This window comes from Psychrobacillus sp. FSL H8-0483, from assembly GCF_038637725.1.
Lineage (GTDB): Bacteria > Bacillota > Bacilli > Bacillales_A > Planococcaceae > Psychrobacillus.
In genome coordinates, this window is record NZ_CP152052.1 from 3486520 (window position 1) to 3506922 (window position 20403).

Consider the following 20403-nt stretch of genomic DNA (forward strand, 5'->3'; position numbering starts at 1 on the left):
AACTACAATTTCAACTAAGCTTGAATTAATAATTTAATACTTATTGATTAATATCTTAAAGAACCGTTCATTTTATGTGGGCGGTTCTTCTTGTGCTGCTAAATTAATTTTAAGTTAGTAAAATACACGATGACCGCTTTGCAATGTCCAAAGTGTACGTTACAACGTTAATGTGAGGTAGGGAGAGATTATCACAACTTCAACCATCTATTTTGGAATAAAACATAAGATTTTGCGCACATTAGATTAGACTCTATAGTCAATTTTTTCGCAGTAAAAAACGGAGGTGAAAAATGATGCCAAAGAAAAGTGAACCTGGCTTCAAAAAGGGAAAAAAAGAGCCTAAAGTGCGCGAAGAGTATTCAAAAGAGTTAAATCAAGTGATTCATAATAACAAGCAACAAGAAGTTACTAAACATAAAGGGACATAAATAAAAGCCTTAGTTCTATCTTATTAGAACTAAGGCTTTTATTTATACTAACATCAACCAAGCAATCGCTTCGCAATGTGTCGTGTTTATGTTGTAACACATGGGGTGTTGGTGGGTTTATCTATTAAAGTACTTTTTCTACGTTCCGTATTGTATACAAATGAATTACTTTATTTAAGACATGAACTGATGTACTGCCTTGATAAATGCTTCCGAATCTTCTAGCATACCAAGATGACCTGTTTTCGTATTCATTTTCTGTACAATTGGATTTTTTGTTTCTATTGGTTTGACAATTTTGTCGTTTGAACCTTCAATCACTAATATTGGCGTGGTTGTTTCTTCAACAAGGTGATGCTGATTTGGTCGATGCTTCATTGCCTCAAGCGCGGTAATAAGGCCAGCCTCTGAAGCACGATATGCGATTTTCTTGGCAAAATCAATTGTTTCTTCCTTTGCGTTGTCACTAAAAAAGGCACCAATCAGTTGATTGACAAAGCTTTTTACCCCAATTTCAGGAATTTGTTGTTGTTGCTTCGTACGTTTTTCTTTCTGTTCCTCCGTATCAGACAAATCGGAAGAATACGCTAAAATCACTCGTTTTATTGGAGCAATTTTTTCTTCGAGTGCCGCTAATACAATATAGCCTCCTAAAGAATGACCCAGCCACGTTGCCTCTGTAATCCCCTCATGTTGTAGGACATCTGCAACAGCCTTCGCATAATCGTAAACGGAATAACTTGATTTCTCTAACTTACTTAGACCATGCCCTGGCAAGTCTACCGTAATCACGTCAAATTGATTGGTTAAACTCTCGTATATATCATCAAAAATCTCCATTGCTCCTAAGAAACCATGAACCAACACAAGAGTTTCGCCTTTTCCTTTTCTTGTATAATGCAACATGTTAGTTTCCTCCTTTTATCTTTACTATACCCATTAATTGAAAAAGAAAAAAAGAAAGAATTCCTCCAACGGGAATTCGTTCTTTTTCATTATTCTAACTCCAACCACGCAACAGCTTCGCAATGTATGGGGTGTATGTGGCAACAAAGAGGTTTTGGTGAGTTAATGCAAAAAGGATTGGTCAACTAAGAATCATGCATTTTATTTTCTAAAAAATACATTTCAACAATTGCTCCCGTTCAAGAAATATTTCTATTTAATTATGCTAGTTAAGACATGCGGGTATTTGCTTTATCTCCTGTTACCTGACGCTTTTCCTTATATGAAATCACTCCAATCAAGCCAATTATGGAGAAGATAACTGGCGTGATGAAACCATAGTAGTACCCATCAGCTTGATTACCTGAAGTAGCTTGAAAATGATCCAATATATATCCAAAAATGATTGGTAGCAAGACAGCACTTAGAAAGCCACCCGTATTCGCAACCCCAGAAACAATGCCAGATTCTTTTATAGGGAAAGATTGACGTACAGCTGCGAAGGTTAACGCACTCGCCCCATATCCAAAGCCAATGATAAAGAATAGAATAATTAGCAAGAAAAATGATGGATGCCCATTAAATAAAAGGAAAGTAAACCACCCCAATAAAACAGTGATATGAACGACAATATATGGTCTTTTTATTGTTTCTAACCGACTTGAAATCCAACTAGTTAGAGGAGCTCCAATAAGTGCCCCGATAACACCGATCATAATCATCTGGCTTGCATCTGAGCGTGTCATTTCATACATATTCATCCCATATGGTACTGCCCAAGAACTGATAAACCCCACATAACCTCCGACTACTCCAAAATGACAAAAGAATAGAGCCCATGCTTGCCGATTTGAAAATATTCTTCGTAGTAAATCTTTTGTTTTTTCACGTTGTACTTCTTCTGTTACAACTACCGGTTCAGCCAAAAAGATTCGTTTCGCTTTTTTTACAAGTACAAAATAAAGGAGAAAGCCACATAAACATAATAGTAGCCCTGCTGAGAAAAATGCTGCCCTCCAACCAACTAAAGTTATCCATGTGGAGAAAGGGACTGTCGCCAATAAGAAACCAAGACTTCCTGTCATGCCCGCTAGGCCAATTAATCGAACAAATTCCTTTGTATGAAACCATTGGGCCAAAATTAGCACCATATTAACCCATATGGTCGCATCCCCTATCCCTGTTAGTATTCTGGCAAAAAACAGGACGAATTCAACTGTACCAAGACTATAAATGATTGTACCTAACCCCGTAAGTGTGGCACCGATAATTAGAAAAAAGTTTGGCCCATAACGATCAGCCAAAATTCCCATCGGAATTTGCAAACTCGTGTATACCAAAAATTGTATACTCGTCAATAACCCAATCGTTGATGCTGTTACATTAAAATCCCTCATCAATTGGTCTGTAATCAATCCTGGAGCGGTTCGTTGGCTCGCCATTAACAAATAAGTAAACATTACAGTAACAAATACAACCCATCTGTATCTGCTATTTTGTTTGTCCAATGATTTCTACTCCTATTAGCTTTTATCTATATATATGAATTTCATGTAACGGTAAACCTGTTTTTCAAAATTGTTTTATGATTTGAATTGGGTTGGAAATGTTTTTAGTTAGATAAATTCAATTTCAAGAGTAGGGTAGTGCGATCCGTTGATGAGTTCTATTTTTAAGATCTTAAATGTCGCTCTGCCACAGCATTATCATAAGGGTTACCCTTGAACGTTTAATCTTGTACTTACTTAATAATTCATCTATTCCAACGTTCTTGAATTCAGACCCACGGTCGGTGTGAAAGACTTTCACATGTTCAAATGGATACTTAACAGAAGCGAAGGCACGTTGAACTAGAGCGGCGTCTTTTTTCTCAACGACGCTATACCCGACGATTTCTCGAATATATTCTCCTTACTTGTTATCTATTATTCTACTTGCCCTTAACTTTATTGCCCAACTAAGTGTAGAATATCCCTTTGCACTGGAGTCTTCCTTTATGATGGTTCTGCTAAATAGTCATTTTCCAGCTTGATAACTCTAACCATTTTTCCTGTTCCTTATAATCGGGCATTATTTTTCCTACAAGGCGCCAATAGGATCGGTCGTGATTCAGATGGACCATATGACACATTTCGTGAACGACTACGTACTCGATTACCTTAAGAGGTGCCATTGCCAGCCTCCAATTAAATGTTAACTGCAGCTTTGAATCACAGGTTCCCCAGTTACTTTTGCTATCAGTAATACGGATAGAACGTGGCTTTACTTTATAGTTGCTTTGATAGGAGGATATACTCTTCTCAACTAAAGCTTTACACTGCTTGTAATAGAAACGTTTTAGAGCTTGTTTTATTTTTTCATCATCTAGCTGCTTCACATATATAAGTAACTTATCTCCTTCAAACACCACATGGTCTTGCGTGATATTGATATCATGATAAATTCTTATAGGATATGTGTTTCCTAAATAAAGAAAGCTCTCACCATGTTCGTAGACCTTCTTCTGTGGCCCAAGTAGTCTATCCTTCTGTTCTTTTGATTTTTGCTGAATGAGTTCCCATTTGTCCTCTAATAATTGAATCACGCTTTCGTCGGGCGTTCCTTTCGGTGCGAGCACTTCAATATTTCCATAGTGATCCATAGTAATGCCTATGGTTGTCCGCTTTTTGTATGTTATTTGAAATTGTATTGTCTCACCTGAGTAGTTATGTATCATTTCATCACCTGTTGGACCTTTAATGCCCATATTTTCTGTATTTTAGCATTTATCCTTCTGAAAAATTTCTAGTCGCACTTAACAAGGACAGACATATTCAATCCATGAATTAACTAAATGTAGACTAAAAAGCGGTAAAAGAGCAATAATAATCTCATTCTACCACTTCTTTATTACTCTATTAAAAGTGTTCCGATATGAACTCGCTACACTCTTTCACAGTTTCTTTAAACTCAAGTTTTCTACCTGGGTGAACGCTAAGTTTCCAGGTTAGAAAATTTTGCCGAAAAGTAATGCATCATAATACTTATCCGCTATAAAATAGTGGTCTTTTAATCGACCTTCTAACTCATACCTGTTCTTTTCAAGTATCCGAGCAGAACCAATATTGGCATGAACTACCACAGCATGAAGTTTATGAAGATTAAGTGATTCAAATGCAAAATCACTCATCAATGCAACTACCTCTGTGCCATACCCTTTACCCCAGTGTTGTTTATGTAACACATAACCAATTTCAGCTTGGTTTGCTTCTTGATCAAAATTAAAAATCATGGCTGTCCCTATAATTGCTTGAGTTAATTTTTCAACAATGGAGGAATATAAATGAGTACCTGCCGACTCACGTTTTAACATTATATCAATGTGCTGACGAGATTCCTCCAGAGTATTCATCAGATTCCAGCCAATAAACCGTGAAACTTCTTGATCCGAAGCATAATCATGTATCTCTTGAACATCCTCTATCCTTAGTGCTTTGAAATAGACTTTTTTACCCTCTAATGAATGAAATAAATCATCTCGCTTCTCCATTTTAACCTCCTCTAAATTCACCTTTGGTAATGTACCTCCGTTGTAACGATATTGTTTCCACTTAAAGTTAATATTATCGCATTAACCTTAATACATCCTTTTAAATAATTTCCCATTATATGTTCCAACTGTTTCCTTGGGAATCTAAACTATTTCTTTCAGAAAACAGACTTTATCAAATCAAAAAAAAGTTGCCGGTTTCAAAGGAATTTCAAACTGAATAAAATAAGTACACATGAGTTGATGTGATTCATTTCTCTAACTTTTTGAGAGTTACATCATTTCACTGTCCCCGTCCCATCAACATTCTCTTCCAAAGTTATCAAGCAATGCACGCACTTCATCTGTTGATTTCGTGTTCATCAATTGATTTCTTAATTCACCAGCTCCACGGAATCCTTTGACATAAATTTTGAAAAAGCGATGAAGCCCTGTGATTGAACGTGGCAGTGCTTCCGCATATTGATCTTGAAGATCAAGCTGCAGTCTTAAAAGATCAAGGTATTCTTTACTGCTATGCTCTTTTGGCTCTTTTTCAAAAGCAAACGGATTTTTAAAAATACCTCGCCCGATCATAACGCCATCAATACCATATTGTTCAGCAAGCTGCAGCCCAGTTTGACGGTCAGGAATGTCCCCATTGATTGTTATTAGCGTATTTGGTGCAATACGGTCACGTAACTTTTTGATTTCCGGAATTAGCTCCCAATGCGCATCTACTTGGCTCATTTCCTTTCTTGTACGTAAATGAATAGAAAGGTTCGCAATATCCTGTTTAAAAATATGCGTTAGCCACTCCTCCATCTCATTTACATCGTTATAGCCAAGTCTTGTTTTCACACTTACAGGCAGTCCTCCCGCTTTTGCTGCTTGAATAAGTTCTGCCACAACGTCTGGACGCAGAATAAGGCCACTACCTTTCCCTCTTGTTGCCACATTCGGTACTGGGCAGCCCATGTTAATATCGATACCTTTAAATCCTAGCTCTGCCATGCCAATACTCATTTGACGGAAATATTCGGGATTATCCCCCCAAATATGTGCCACCATTGGCTGTTCATCTTCTGTAAAAATCAAACGGCCACGCACACTTTTCATGCCCTCTGGATGACAATAGCTATCTGAGTTTGTAAACTCTGTGAAAAATACATCCGGTCTACCTGCTTTACTTACTACATGACGAAAAACAACATCCGTCACATCTTCCATTGGTGCAAGTACAAAAAACGGTTTCGGTAAATGCTCCCAAAAATTTTCTGTCATATTTAAATTCAAATCCTCTCATTATGGGTACATAATCAAACGCTCTTCCCAAAATTAATAACTAAAATGTTTCTATTTCTTTAACACTTATGCCATGTTTAATAATTAATAGATTAAGTCCACCGGTATCTAATAAGGTTAGGAATATCTGTGGACATTCCATAAATGTCTGCGAGCTAAAGGTATTAAATCATTTTTAAAGTATAACCTAGCTTCATTAATTTATCTTCACACAATGTCCTCTTTAACGATATTTTCATGTTGAAAGAAAATATCGTTGGCATTTTCACTCTTTTTAATGACATTGTTATTGAACGATATTTTTCGCTAAGGAAGGGTAATCAAAAAATCACGATTTCATTTTATACTTTTGATCAATTTCCTCCCACAATAGTAGCTGATTTATATGGGAAATGTAAAAGCAAAAGCAGATTATTTAGAAGTACATTATCGTACTTCTAAACCATCTGCTTTTTCATTTAACTGTCTAATTATACTTGTACAACCCTAATAATGTATTGCTAAAAAAAACCTCATCAACCCGCATTCCTACGTTGCGAGTTAGAATAAAGTATTGCACATAGTGTTGACATACCACAACACTACAGTTTCGACTTAAGGCAGTACATTATAAATCTAATAGATTAATTTTCTAAATCTGTTCATCTTCTATAAATTAGAAAACCAAACCCCTCTATCTAATATTACCTTTTTATGAGCTAATTAAATTTTGACTCTTTTTCTTATTTTTATCTCGGTACATATTTTTATCGGCTTTAGCTAATAGATTCTCCATGTTTCCTATAGAATGTCCCGAAAAAGCGTACCCCATCGATACTTTGATTTTAATGTCTTTGCTGTTTATATTATACTCACTAATCTTATTAGTGAGCTTTTCACAGTGATATTCAACCTGTTCTTTACTCGGATTTAAAACGATGATTGCAAATTCATCTCCACCAATCCTTGCAACAATCGTATTATCTGAGAAATATTGTTTTAATAGTTTTGCATATTCTTGTATATAAACATCACCTTTTTTGTGACCATAATTATCGTTCATATACTTCAATTCATCCAAATCGCATAAAATAATGGCTATAGATGTATCTAAATGTTTGTTGTATTTCTCCATATTTTCCTCAAAATAGTTTCGGTTGTATATGCCTGTCAAAGCATCATGGCTAATCTGATATTTTAACTCCTGTTGTAGCTTTACCTTTTCAGTAATATCCCTTAAAATCCCTTCTATTGCTACCATTTCTCCATTTTTATATATAGGAGTTGCATATTCCTCGAACCATTTATACTGACCTTTATCATCACTCCAACGTTGTATAAATGGCTTACTATAATCCCCATCCCCATTAATTTTTCTAAACAACACGTCATAATCATCTGGATGGATGAGTTCAAAAATGAGATACGGATTTTGATACCCTTTCTCTACTAATCCCTCTCCTAACATTTGTTCAATCGAAGGGCTAGTATATCTAAATTTATATTTTGGCTTGACTTCATAATAATAGATAAGATCCTTTGAACTTTCTACTAATTGAAAAATTCTCTTTTCATTCTCAAATTTCGTCTTCCATTTAACTTTTTCATACTTTATGTAAATTTGGAGAATTACTATTCCCGCAATTAGACCTAAAGAAAAATATAGTATTCCCATTATCATTACCCCACATTACCATAAAAAATCTGTTCTTTTTGGACAACTTTCATACTTCTCTGTACATTCAATAAATAAAAAAAATAGACTAATCTAATACCATTTAGTCTACTTTTCAATAAACAGAAATCGGTAACTGGCTAACATAGTCTTTCAACTTTAGTCCCTATAGCTTTGCGTATTCACCTTTCGATGAATTTGCCTTGATCTTTCATATATTTATTTTATGAGGTTATAAAGTTTCTTCTAATATATTACATAAATATAATTATAAAGTCGAACTAACATTAGGTCAATATTCTCTATTTATTTTCTTTCATTTCACTTTCCATTCCACTCTTCTCAGCTTTAAAAAGAATTAGAGGCATATTTTTAAAAAAAGAATCTCACTTACCAATGGCACGATTTCTATTTGATTTTATTCTTCCACTACCACCTATTTTCCAAGCAAAAAAGTATGGAAATCTCCTTCTAACACCACATGGTCTTGCGTAATATTTATATCATGATAAATCCTTATTGGATAGGTGTCTCCTAAATAAAGAAAGCTCTCACCATGTTCGTAGACCTTCTCCCATTTGTCCTCTAATAATTGAATAACTCTTTCGTCTGGTGTCCCTTTCGGAGCAAGAACTTCAATATTTCCATAGTGATCCATAGTAATGCCTATGGTTGTCCGCTTTTTATATTTTATATCAAATTGTATTATCTCACCTGAGTAGTTATGTACCATTTCATCACCTGTTGGACATTTAATGCCCATATCCCCTGTAATTTAGAGTCAATCCTTTTCATAAACTTTGGCGAATTTATCGCCTCACTCTTAATAACATTTTTCGTATTGAAATGAAAAAAAAAAAAAACGAAAGTTCGAGAATCTTTTTGATTCTCGAACTTCTGCTCTTTATTTACTCAATTTTAGCAACGCACAGCATTCCACATGTGTTGAGTGTATGTGGCAACACATAAGATGTTGATGGGTTTAAGTAATTGGCTAGGTTCTTGCTATAGTTGATCCTAGCTTTTTATATTTATCTTCATATATCATCTGGCGTATATTAATAAGATTAACGATTGGAGATGATAAAAATGGATCTCATTTTATGGATGACTGTTTTGCCCGGTGCCTTTATTGCAATATTTGCTGATAATAGAAAATGCAAAAGAAAAAAGGTTAAACTTTTCCAAATCTACTCGATTTCTTGATGGATTTACAATTACATAAAATTCCCAATATTTGTACATCCTACTAGAAAAATAATGAAGTTACATGTTTCTAACAAATTGTATTTGCATTAACAGAGAAAATTCACATTAAATTTCGCTAACAGTCTTCCAAATATCTTCACTTAGACTAATGGCAGAAACAACTGCAACACCATCAGCCCCGGCTTGACGTACGATACTACTGTTTGATGGTGAAATACCACCAATTGCTACAATGGGGACGTTCGGATAGTCGGTTCTCGCTTTCTTTAAAAATGCAACCCCTGCTGGTGGTTTTGCATCTTTTTTTGATGATGTTTCAAAAATGGGTCCAATCCCAACATAATCTGCACCATTTAAAACCGCCTTCTCCAGTTCTTCCATTGTATGCACCGAAACACCGATGATTTTATTTTCTGCACGCTTACGAAACAGTTCAATATTTAAATCATCCTGACCAACATGAATCCCATCAGCATCAAGCTTTAAAGCAAGCTCTACATCGTCATTTATTAAAAATGGCACTCTGTAATCGTGACATAATTTTTGGCATTTACGTGCAAATTGTACATAGGCATCCCCAGTAAGTGCATTTTCACCCTTTTCTCTTAATTGAAATATCGTAATACCGGCTTGTAATGCGGCTTCTAGGACAACTAATGGATCACGTTGACAATTAATCGTACCCATAATAAAATATTTATCGAAATTCAGCGACATACACATCACACTTCCCTTCAAACTGACGATAGGCAAAATGATTCGTTGGACCAAAGCCATGCCCAATATTTAGTGGGTTGCTGATCGCTAACTGGACAAATTTTTTCGCTTCCAAAACGGCTTCTTGCAAGGATTTTCCTTTTGCCATTTCTGCTGTTAATGCGGCTGAAAATGTACAGCCTGTTCCGTGCGTGTGTTTTGTTTCAAATCGATTCGTTTTTACGAAATAAGGAACCTCCCCTTTTATAAACACCGCATCAACCGCCTTGTCACCAGCTAAATGACCACCTTTCATAACCACACATTGTACGCCAAGAGAGAGAATATCTTGAGCAGCTAGGAAAAGTTCTTGTTCCGTATGAATAGCTCGACCACTTATGACCTCTGCTTCTGGTATATTCGGTGTGCAAACCGTTGCAATCGGTAGCAGTTTATTTTTAAGAGATTGTATCGCCTCTTGTTGAAGCAAGCTCGCACCGCCCTTCGCAATCATCACAGGGTCAACGATAAGAGGTAAGGCTCTATTTTTAAGTGTAGCAGCGACACACTCAATAATCTCTGCATTAAACAACATGCCTGTTTTAATAGCTTTCACATCAAAATCTTCAAGGACCACCTTCAATTGTGCTTCTACAAATTGTACAGTTGTTGGAAAAATGCCATGTACACCTAACGTATTTTGGGCTGTTAAAGCAGTGATGACACTTGTGCCAAATACACCAAGCTCTTGAAACGTTTTAATATCCGCCTGAATGCCTGCTCCGCCTCCACTATCTGAACCTGCTATCGTTAATGTAATCATTGATGTCCCTCAGCTAAATATTCAAGTTGGTTTAGAAAATTTGTATGGAATGTCCCAATCGTTGAATATGCATTTAAACTAGCTTGCTTATAATCGCGAAGTAGACTCGCAAGATCTTCGAATGCATTTTCACAGCTTGCGAGTTCTGCTGCACAAAAGGCACTTAATAGACAGCCACTTCCTGTTATTTTCGTTACCTTTTCATGACCACCAACGATCCATTCTAATCTGTTCCCATCTGTAATCACATCTTGCTCACCTGTCACAATCACAAGACAGTTATATTTGTTTGCAACACGCATAGCCGTTTCAGCTACATCAAGTTCACCAACGCCACTATCGACGCCTTTCGCTAGCCAAGAAATACCTGCTATAGCAGCGAGTTCTCCAACATTACAACGAATTAAATTAATTTTAAGATGTTGTAATAAATCCATTGTTGTTTGTAAACGAAAATTTGTTGCTCCTGCACCAACGGGATCAAAAACTATAGGAATGTTCTTCGCATTCGCACTGATCCCTGCTAGAATCATTGATTTTATTGTCTGTTCATTTAATGTGCCGATATTTAGTAAAAGCGCATTCGATTTTGATGCCATTTCCGCTGCTTCTTCAACTGCATCGGCCATCACAGGAGAAGCTCCTATTGTAAGTAAGCCATTTGCTGTAAAATTGGCCACGACATAGTTGGTTATACAATGCACTAAAGGTTTTTGTAGATTAATTTTTTGTAGGCTCATTCATATACACCCCTTGTGTCCAAGTTTGCATCGTCCATGGCATTTCCCAAAACATCCACTCGTAATAACAACTTTTTTCAAAATGTGCCTTTAAAACCTTTTGTTTCATTGGCTGTTCCTTCGCAAAACGATTTAACATCGACTTTTGCTTTTCGATCGATTGAAGCATTTCGTCAGATGCATATAATGCAATCCATTGTTCATACAGCGGTACATTGGGACGAGCATACTTAAGCTTTTGGCCAATTTCTTGATAGAGCCACGGGCAAGGTAACATGGCAGCAAATGCTTCTGCTACATCGCCATTATGTACAGCATTGTACATATGACTCACATAATTATAAGCAGCTGGTGCCACCTCAAAATTTTCGATTTCTACAGTTGTTACACCTAAATCTTGAAAAGTTGTACGGTGAAGTTCAAGCTCTGCTTCATGTATAAATCTCGCCGTGTTTAAAAAGTATTGAATGTCCTCGTCATTTGTTGCCTTTGCTGCTGCTAAAGTTAAGACTTTTGTGTAATGCTTTAAATAATACGCATCCTGTAGCATATAAAACTTGAACTTTTCGAGTGGTAAACTGCCATCTGCAATACCTTGCACAAACGGATGGTTAAAACTAGCCTCCCAATAAAATTGCGTTTCCTGTCTAACTTTTTCACAAAACTCCATTCTTTGTCCTCCTTAATTGGTGGACGTAAGCGCAAAAAAGGCGCCTCTAGTAGAGACGCCCAAAAAGTGTAGACTACACCCATGATTGCTCCCTACGCCAGTGTTAACTGTCAGGTTCTAAGGGTCAGGTTTTAACCTTCTCAACACAATGTGTCCCCCCGCAATTAAAGTATTTGCAAAAGAAAGGCCCCACGTAAAAAATACGCGGAGCCGAATAAGTACATATTGATGATAGTGTACTTTGCTCCCTACGTCCGTATTAACGGTCAGGTTCTAAGGGTCAGGTTTAACCTTCTCAACACAAACGTGTCCCCCTGCAAATTCATTTAATTACACTAAGTTTAGCTTAAAGCACCAGGGCAAACAAGATAAATATTGAAAGATATTTAAATTTCAGTGTAAACCCAAAATAAAAAAAATCACACCTTTTCGGTACGCACGAAAAATAGCCATCTATTTGAAATTTTTTCGGATAGATGGCTATTTTGCACTTTCTATCGGCAAAAAGTTAAAAGATATTCTTTCATTAGATAAGCTGACACCGCAAATTCTTCATCCATTAGTTGAGCGGATTACTTGTACACAAGAAGGTAAAATCCATATACACTATACCTTCGTCAATCCCTTAGAAGTGGCATAAAACTTTATATAAAGATAAAGACAACTAACGATTCGTTAGTTGTCTTCTTTTAAAATGAGTTGCGAGACACACTCAACATGAGTCGTCTGTGGGAACATATCAACCGGCTGAACTTCTTGCGTTTTGTAGCCACCATCTTCTAAGATGCGTAGATCTCTCGCAAGTGTTGCTGGGTTACAGGAAACGTATACAACGCGCTTCGGTTTTTGTTCCAAGATTGTTTGAAGTAGTGCTTCGTCACAACCTTTTCTTGGTGGATCTACTACTAGTACATCCGCTGTCTTGCCTTCTTTATACCATTTTGGAATGACTTCTTCTGCAGGACCTGCCTCGAAGAATGTGTTGTTGAAGCCATTCAATTCGGCATTGCGTTTCGCATCTTCAATCGCTTGTGGAACGATTTCCACACCAAGCACTTGTTTTGCTTTTTGCGCAAGGAATAAAGAAATCGTTCCAATACCGCAGTAAGCGTCGATTACCGTTTCTTCTCCAGAAAGCTGTGCATAATCGAGTGCTTGTTTATATAGTACTTCTGTTTGTTCAGGGTTCACTTGATAGAACGAACGAGCAGATATTTCAAATCGAATATCTCCAATTAGATCTTCAATTACTGCCTTGCCCCATAGGACATTCGTGTCATCTCCGAAAATAACATTTGTATTGCGCGTATTTACGTTTTGGATAATAGAAACAACATTTGGCTCTACTTCTCGTATAAGGTCAATGATGGCATCTTTTTTCGATAACTTCGGATGTTTGGTAACCAGCACAACCATTACTTCCCCTGTTGCGCGACCTTTCCGTACGACAAGATGACGAAGCTGACCTTTTCTCGTTTCTTCATTATAAGGAATCAAATCGAGCTCTAATGCTTTTTCTTTCACCGCACGTAGTAAACGATCTGCTTCATCTGTTTGAATTAAACATGTATTTGTATCTGCAATGCGATGTGATTTCGTTTGATAGAAGCCAGCAAGAACTTGTCCATCTTCTAGGCTGAACGGAATCTGTGATTTGTTGCGATATTCCCATGGTTTCTCCATCCCTTTTACAGGTAACACTGGCGCATCAATTTTCCCTATACGCTGCATGACATTTCGTACCATGCTCTCTTTCCATTTGAGTTGGCCTTCGTATGTCATATGCTGAAGTTGACAACCACCACACTCTGCAAATACTGGGCATGGAGCTTCTACACGAAATGGAGATGGCTCCACTATGTTCATTAATTTTGCGAAGCCGTAGTTTTTTAATGTTTTTAATACATGGACTTCTGCTGTTTCGTTCGGTAAACCACCTTGAATGAATAGCGGATATCCGTCGACCTTGGCAACTCCTGCTCCATCGTGTGTTAAATCTTCTATATGAACTGTAATTCGATCATTTTTCGTTACTGGTCTATTCACTTTATTGCTCCGTTCCTATTTGATTGTTTCATTATAGCAAAAATAAGCGCCTGTTTAAAATGAAGTATGTCCATGATAATCTATATATACCATGTAGCGACTGTAGAAAAATCATTTTTTCAACTAACCCAAATTTCAGCAAAAAGAGGGGCTGTCCAATAAGCCCATAAATTGAAGCAGGTGAAGAAAAACGAGTCTTTTCTTCACCTGTTTTTTGTAGGCAATTGATTGTAGTGGAAGACGGCGACTCCAGCGGGAATATCAGATGTTTTCTGCACCGAAAGCAAAGCGGTAGGTGCATGAGCTGAAGGCCCCACAGGAACGAAAAAAGGAACAAAGGCTAAGAACGCCACCTCGAAAGGAAGGCAATCTAAGTTCGCCGCGTCCTGCTCCTGCGCAAAAGTTCTGTGCTCCTGCGCAAAGCTCGTCGCAAAATAACTTTTGCGGCAACGATTGCATGACACACATCCTGTGGGCCTCAACGCCTTTGTGACCAACATCGTGTTGGCCTGTGGAGACTGAAGCCACGCCCGCGGAAAGAGTCCGTCTGGAGCGGAAATCAATACTCACCTTTCTAACTAGCTCATTTTACTTCCAAAACTTGCTTATTAACTATTTCCACTAATTCTTCCCAAGATTGAATTTCATGCGTTGGCTCAATTGCTGTTAAATTCTTCTTCAAATGCGGATTAAACCAACAAGTATCTATACCAAAGTTATTGCCACCTTGAATATCTGATGTAAGGGAATCTCCAATCATTAATACACGTGATTTATCGGAAAGGTTTAGTTTGTCGAATATATATTCAAAAATCTCTGTTTGCGGCTTTTGAAAACCGGTTTCCTCGGAAGTTATTATAACCTCAAATAAATTCTTTAGCGAAGATCCACCTATTCTTGCATGTTGTACCTCTTTAAAACCATTAGTTAATAACGCAAATTTACAACCTGAAAGATTCGCAAACATTTCTTCTACACCGTCAATCATATGTACTTCTTTTCCTAATTTATCTAAGTACTTTTGTCCAAATACTTCGGCATCTATGTCCATTGCATGCTGTAAAAATAAACGCTTGAATCGCTCTACTTTAAGCTTTGCTAAAGTTGTACGACCATGCTCTAAATCATCCCATAATACTTTACTGATTTCTTTATAACTTGGAAGGTAATCCTCCACACCATTCGGTAATTCATATTCCATAAATAAATGAAGAAGTGCATTTTTCTCGGTCATTCCAAAATCGAACAACGTGTCATCCAAATCAAATATTAAAACGTCATATCTCATTCATTTTCCACCCCTTCATTGTTAACATTCTATATATTTTACCATACAAGTTTTGAGCACTGCTGTTTAAGATAATAAGAAAAGCGTTGGGCACCATTTAAGTGCACAAAAACTGTTCGCAATCGTTTCCAGAGTGCTCTGGACTGACTTTTGCTACATCATTACCTTGGGAATTTTATCTGGAGACTCGTGACTGTTGTCTGTCCGTCGACCTCCTGCAACGATAGTCAAAAGGTTTGTGCTGTTTTGGATAATGAGAGAATAGATACTATCTACTATCCTATGAATGATGGAAGCTCCCGAAGATGCAATTTTGGGAGCTGTGCACTATTCTATAAAATGATCGCTACTTACTTTTCTGTCTAATGCCTGTTTACAGATCAATACGGGATTTATGGCATAAAATTTTATATCCTTTCTGGTGTATGAAATATATTGCCTTTCTTATGGAACTGCTGATTGGAGTGGAAGGCGGCGACTCCTAGGGGATTAGCAAGCAAATCAAGACCCTGGACTGAGCACCGCGAGGGAAGCGGCTTGATGCTTCCCCCCTGGAAAGCGTCCGCCTGTAGCGGAAATCAACCCGTTCACAGTATTAAAATTTATATACTTTCTTATCTTTCAAAAAAGAACCTCGGATATCCGAGGTTCCAGTATTATTCGTCTTTAATCACTCCGTCTTTGGAAGCAGCCCAAAAAGCTACAACAATTGATCCGATCAATACGATGAATGGTGCGTAAAATATGAAAAAGTCTGACATGAGAGCTCCTCCTTATGCGTGATTGTCTTTTTTCCCACGGACATAGTCTTTATTAAATAAGAAAAGACGTAACAATAAATACAGAGAAGGTATTAATAAAGCAAGGCCTGCAAGGAATGCAATGATTAAGGAAATCGCCATTGCTTCATTCGTAAAGCTATCGTAAATCGTTAAATACGGATACAACAAATACGGTCGATGTGCAAAACCATATGCAAAGAACGCAATGAGAAACTGTCCTACTAAAAGGCCAAATGCTGCTCCATAACTCCTTTTTTTATACAAAAGCCAAACCGTTCCTACAAATAATAAAAACGATAAACCAAATGCCCACCAAATATCGAGCATATTGCTGTAATGCTCTGGGTTATGTGAGCGAAGTTCTATCATAATACCCATCGCTGTTATTATCGTTGGAAATGCCCATAGAAGGGCATATTTTCGCATTAGTATTGTCGCTTCTTTATCTCCTGCTTTATTCGCATACCAGGTTAAAAACACAGCCGAGATATAAAGAACTGCAGAAAGACTAAGCACAACAATTGCCCAAGTTAATGGACTAGTAAATAGCGCCCGATAATCTAAAACAGGGGCATTATTTACCATCGTAATAAAACCACCCTCAGAAATGGTCAATACGATGGACAATGCTGCCGGAATAAACAATCCTGCTAATCCATACATAAACGAATATCCTTTATGCCCTCTTGAGCCATACGTTTCAAAAGCGTAGTACGAACCACGGATTGCAAGTAAGATTAAAGCAATACTCGCTGGTACAAGCAGTGTCGTACCATAGTAAAATGCTGTTTTCGGGAAGAATCCAATGATTCCTACAAAGAAGAATACAAGAAACACATTCGTCACTTCCCAAACAGGTGATAGATAACGCTGAATCACATTCGTCAAAATGTGCTGTCTTCCTGTCAGTAAGCTATAGGCATTAAAAAATCCTGCTCCAAAATCAATGGATGCAACTATTAAATAGCCAAACAAGAACGTCCATAACACTGTAATCCCGATGATCTCTAACGTCATGATATATCACCGCCTCTTTCAACATGCCGATCTTCTATTTCACGTTCTACTGGATTTTTTCTAAACATACGACTAAGCACAACTATAGTTCCAATTCCGAGCACAACATAAAGACCTGCAAATAGAAGCAACATCGTATCGACGTGCGCACTAGTCGTTGCAGCATCTTCTACGCGCATAATTCCTCTTAAAATCCATGGCTGTCTTCCAACTTCCGCTAACCACCAGCCTGCTTCAAGGGCAATAATAGAAGCTGGGCCACCTAAAACAATCAGCCAGCGGAAAAGCTTTGAATCCACAAATGACCATTTCAAAAGCTTCCCTAGCCAGTATAATCCGGCAAGACCGACCAAACTCATCCCTATCGTCACCATCAAGTCAAACAAATAGTGAATATATAAAGGAGGAACTTCATCTTCTGGGAACTGATCTAACCCTATTACTTCAGCTGTCGGATTGGAATGCGCAAGAATACTTAACGCAAATGGAATCTTAATCGCGTATTTCACTTCTCCGTCATCCAAAACTCCATACAACATTAAAGGTGCATTTCCTCCTGTTTCAAAATGCCATTCAGCAGCTGCTAGTTTTTCAGGTTGGTACTCTGCTAAATATTTTCCGGAGAAATCGCCAATAATAACAGTGGCAATTGAAAAGACAAGTCCTACCTTCATTGTTAAGTACAACGCTTTTTTATGATAAACATGATTCGACCCTTTTAATAACCGGAAAGCTGCAATGGCTGCTAAAACAAATGCTGAAGTCATATACGCTGTAACTACAACATGTGCAACTTTCGTTGGCATTGCTGGGTTAAACATCGCTAGTAACGGACTAATGTTTACTAATGCGCCGTCGACAACGTCAAAGCCTTGGGGTGCATTCATAAAGGCATTGACAATAGTAATGAACACCGCAGAAAAAGATGCCCCAACGGCAACCGGTATTAGTAAAAGTAAATGCTTCTTTTGATTCTCAAAACGATCCCAAGTATACAAATAAATGCCAAGGAAAATTGCTTCAAAAAAGAACGCAAATGTTTCCAAAAATAATGGAAGAGCAATAATATTACCTGCTAGTTCCATAAAATTCGGCCAAAGTAGAGATAGCTGCATCCCTATAGCAGTTCCAGTTACTACTCCGACGGCAACTGTAATGACAAATCCTCGTGCCCATCGTCTTGCAAGTAATATGTAGTGTTCATCATTTTTCTTAATACCAACCCACTGGGCAATCATAATCATTAAAGGGACACCTACACCGATTGTTGCATAAATAATATGAAAAGATAAGGTCAATTCCGTTAACACACGACTAAAAAATACGGCTTCTTCATTTCCCAAATGTTATACCTCCTTAACCTCCAAGTATTCTTCCCACAATGGATAGCATCATAATCCCTGCCACAACAAAAGCAAGCCACATTAAGTATTTTTCTTGTTTCTTATACATGCCTTCCACTCCTTTTGCCTAATTCAACAGGTTAAACTATATTATTCCCTTTCTTTTCCGTTTTGTAACATATCCAAGATAAAAATATAACAAAAAGGTGAAAGAGGAGTGAATATTTTAAACAGATTAAATGAAGACTAGATTGGCACTCACCAGAATAGTTATACCCCCAAAATTTGAACAAAAACCCAGCTTTCTCGAAAGAATGCTGAGTTCATTTTCACGGTCTGTCCTGCTCTCGAATTTCATTGATTGGTACAAAAACCTCTATATGTCTATATAAATTTTGGAACGTTGCTGGAATAATTCCACCATATTCGCCATCTAGATTAAGTAATACTTTGTCTTCTGAAGTCACTTTTATATTCTTTGCTTTTTTATAAATCACATGGGGATCCGACAAATGTTCCCCTCGAATAGCAAGTGTTGCTAAACGAATAAATTCAGCAATATTAACTTTCTTTAATATGAATAAAGAAAAATTTCCATCATTAATACTCGAATTTGGTGCGAGCTTTTCAAAGCCTCCAACAGAATTTGTCAGTCCGACTAAGAACATCATTGCTTCATCGTCAAATACTTCTCCGTCATATTCAATCCTTACTTTTGTAGCATTAATCGAAGGCAGCATTTCTATGCCTTTTAAATAATATGCAAGTTGGCCAAGTACAGTTTTTAGCTTACTTGGAACTTCATAAGTAAGTTCGGTAATTCTTCCTCCACCTGCAATATTAATAAAGTAACGACGGTCATTCACTAGTCCAACGTCGACAGGAATAGTATCTCCTTTGATAATGATCTCCACTGCTTTTTGAATATCTCGAGGTATATGCACTGCTCTTGCGAAATCATTTGTTGTTCCCATTGGAATAAGCCCAATTTTCGGTCGGTCCTCAAACTCACTTACGCCTGCTACTACTTCATTTAGTGTTCCATCTCCACCAGCAGCAATAATAATGTCAAAACCGTTTACAACTGCTTTTTTCGCGGCTTCTGTAGCATCTCCTTCAGAGGTTGTTGCATGGCAAGATGTCTCATATCCAGCAACTTCTAAAGTCTCCAACACTTCTGGCAAGTGCCTTTTAAAAAGTTCTCTTCCGGAAGTTGGATTATAGATAATCCGTGCACGTTTCATACAGATATTCCTTTCTGCTTTACAATTTCTTTCTTACCTATAGAAGACTATACTCCTCATCAAAAAGTTTCCACTCACCACTAAAAAGAGCCGACTGCTGCCGACTCCCTATCACTAAATTAGCAAGTATTTACTTTTGAAGAGCTTGTAACCAACTACTACGTATATCTTCGTACACAGATAAATGAAATTCTTTATTGTCTGTAAATTCTTTCGTCATTTGCTCAAAAAATGCTTTCTGTACTTCTTCGAATGTAGGATCTTCCTTTGGTGGAAATTTCGCTCTACTTTCCATTACATATTGTTGCACTTTTTCTGCACGTGGTCCCCACTTCGCGATCACTTCACCATCTTTACTTAACAATAAGTAAATAGGAATCGAGCGCCCACCATTTGTTAAGTATTGGTCTATTAACTCCAAGTTTTCATCACGATAGACAGCACGCATCTCAAGATCTGCTGCTTCTGCAATTTTACGTAAAATCGCATTATTCATCATCGCATCTCCGCACCAATCTTCTGTAATAACAAGTATATGTGGAGCCTTTTCTTTTAATACTGTAATAAACTCATCATCTGCTGGCACTTCAAATTGATTATAAATGGAGAAAGACTCTTCTTTTTTAGTTGTCATATCATCCATATATTGGGTAAATAATTTAGCTTCTTCAAAATACTGTTGTTCTGTTGGCATTTGAGAAA

General features: G+C 37.3%; 17 protein-coding genes, 1 pseudogene and 3 riboswitches. Of the genes and pseudogenes, 1 reads left to right on the forward strand and 17 read right to left on the reverse strand.

All coding sequences use genetic code 11. The features are described from left to right. Positions 1 to 293: 293 nt before the first annotated feature. Positions 294 to 431: a hypothetical protein gene (locus tag MHB48_RS17030; RefSeq protein ID WP_340923508.1), complete on the forward strand. Its 138-nt coding sequence runs from the start codon at positions 294 to 296 to the stop codon at positions 429 to 431. A gap of 174 nt (positions 432 to 605) precedes the next feature. On the opposite strand, the gene MHB48_RS17035 is transcribed toward MHB48_RS17030, so the two are convergent. The 17 genes and pseudogenes from MHB48_RS17035 to MHB48_RS17115 form a co-directional block, all read right to left on the reverse strand. Further along, positions 606 to 1337 (reverse strand): alpha/beta hydrolase, encoded by a 732-nt coding sequence (locus tag MHB48_RS17035; RefSeq protein WP_342599086.1) that lies wholly within the window; start codon positions 1335 to 1337, stop codon positions 606 to 608. Positions 1338 to 1606: 269 nt separating this feature from the next. Continuing rightward, complete coding sequence (locus tag MHB48_RS17040; protein WP_342599087.1) at positions 1607 to 2884, reverse strand: MFS transporter; 1278 nt, start codon at positions 2882 to 2884, stop codon at positions 1607 to 1609. A gap of 500 nt (positions 2885 to 3384) precedes the next feature. After that, complete coding sequence (locus MHB48_RS17045; protein WP_342601416.1) at positions 3385 to 4092, reverse strand: SprT family zinc-dependent metalloprotease; 708 nt, start codon at positions 4090 to 4092, stop codon at positions 3385 to 3387. A 270-nt stretch (positions 4093 to 4362) separates the two neighbouring features. Beyond that, positions 4363 to 4905, reverse strand: a complete 543-nt coding sequence (locus tag MHB48_RS17050; protein WP_342599088.1) for a GNAT family N-acetyltransferase — start codon at positions 4903 to 4905, stop codon at positions 4363 to 4365. A 300-nt stretch (positions 4906 to 5205) separates the two neighbouring features. Beyond that, positions 5206 to 6168, reverse strand: a complete 963-nt coding sequence (locus MHB48_RS17055) for a tRNA-dihydrouridine synthase (protein WP_342599089.1) — start codon at positions 6166 to 6168, stop codon at positions 5206 to 5208. Between the two features lie 712 nt (positions 6169 to 6880). Then, on the reverse strand, positions 6881 to 7843 hold the full coding sequence (locus MHB48_RS17060) for a sensor domain-containing diguanylate cyclase (protein ID WP_342599090.1): 963 nt from the start codon (positions 7841 to 7843) through the stop codon (positions 6881 to 6883). 128 nt (positions 7844 to 7971) lie between these two features. Beyond that, a riboswitch (cyclic di-GMP riboswitch) is annotated at positions 7972 to 8056 on the reverse strand. A gap of 250 nt (positions 8057 to 8306) precedes the next feature. Further along, positions 8307 to 8576, reverse strand: a pseudogene (locus MHB48_RS17065) (M48 family peptidase); the annotation flags it as partial. A gap of 581 nt (positions 8577 to 9157) precedes the next feature. Then, on the reverse strand, positions 9158 to 9775 hold the full coding sequence (gene thiE, locus MHB48_RS17070) for a thiamine phosphate synthase (protein WP_342599091.1): 618 nt from the start codon (positions 9773 to 9775) through the stop codon (positions 9158 to 9160). After that, on the reverse strand, positions 9750 to 10571 hold the full coding sequence (gene thiD / locus MHB48_RS17075) for a bifunctional hydroxymethylpyrimidine kinase/phosphomethylpyrimidine kinase (protein ID WP_342599092.1): 822 nt from the start codon (positions 10569 to 10571) through the stop codon (positions 9750 to 9752). Before thiD ends, thiE begins: the two co-directional genes overlap by 26 nt. Further along, entirely contained in the window at positions 10568 to 11311 is a 744-nt protein-coding gene (thiM, locus tag MHB48_RS17080; protein WP_342599093.1) for a hydroxyethylthiazole kinase, read from the reverse strand. Before thiM ends, thiD begins: the two co-directional genes overlap by 4 nt. Beyond that, positions 11292 to 11981 carry a thiaminase II gene (gene tenA, locus MHB48_RS17085; RefSeq protein ID WP_342599094.1) on the reverse strand — a complete coding sequence of 230 codons (690 nt, stop codon included), beginning with the start codon at positions 11979 to 11981 and terminating at the stop codon, positions 11292 to 11294. Before tenA ends, thiM begins: the two co-directional genes overlap by 20 nt. Before the next feature lie 72 nt (positions 11982 to 12053). After that, a riboswitch (TPP riboswitch) is annotated at positions 12054 to 12151 on the reverse strand. A 58-nt stretch (positions 12152 to 12209) separates the two neighbouring features. Further along, positions 12210 to 12307, reverse strand: a riboswitch (TPP riboswitch). Between the two features lie 349 nt (positions 12308 to 12656). Further along, positions 12657 to 14027, reverse strand: a complete 1371-nt coding sequence (gene rlmD, locus MHB48_RS17090) for a 23S rRNA (uracil(1939)-C(5))-methyltransferase RlmD (protein ID WP_342599095.1) — start codon at positions 14025 to 14027, stop codon at positions 12657 to 12659. Positions 14028 to 14610: 583 nt separating this feature from the next. Next, complete coding sequence (locus MHB48_RS17095) at positions 14611 to 15315, reverse strand: YjjG family noncanonical pyrimidine nucleotidase (protein ID WP_342599096.1); 705 nt, start codon at positions 15313 to 15315, stop codon at positions 14611 to 14613. A gap of 773 nt (positions 15316 to 16088) precedes the next feature. Next, positions 16089 to 17114 (reverse strand): cytochrome d ubiquinol oxidase subunit II, encoded by a 1026-nt coding sequence (locus tag MHB48_RS17100; protein ID WP_342599097.1) that lies wholly within the window; start codon positions 17112 to 17114, stop codon positions 16089 to 16091. After that, positions 17111 to 18457 carry a cytochrome ubiquinol oxidase subunit I gene (locus MHB48_RS17105; RefSeq protein WP_342599098.1) on the reverse strand — a complete coding sequence of 449 codons (1347 nt, stop codon included), beginning with the start codon at positions 18455 to 18457 and terminating at the stop codon, positions 17111 to 17113. The genes MHB48_RS17100 and MHB48_RS17105 overlap by 4 nt, the downstream gene beginning before the upstream one ends. Positions 18458 to 18786: 329 nt before the next feature. Beyond that, positions 18787 to 19701: a diacylglycerol kinase gene (locus MHB48_RS17110; RefSeq protein WP_342599099.1), complete on the reverse strand. Its 915-nt coding sequence runs from the start codon at positions 19699 to 19701 to the stop codon at positions 18787 to 18789. Positions 19702 to 19831: 130 nt separating this feature from the next. Further along, positions 19832 to 20395: a thioredoxin family protein gene (locus MHB48_RS17115; RefSeq protein ID WP_342599100.1), complete on the reverse strand. Its 564-nt coding sequence runs from the start codon at positions 20393 to 20395 to the stop codon at positions 19832 to 19834. Positions 20396 to 20403: the final 8 nt, after the last annotated feature.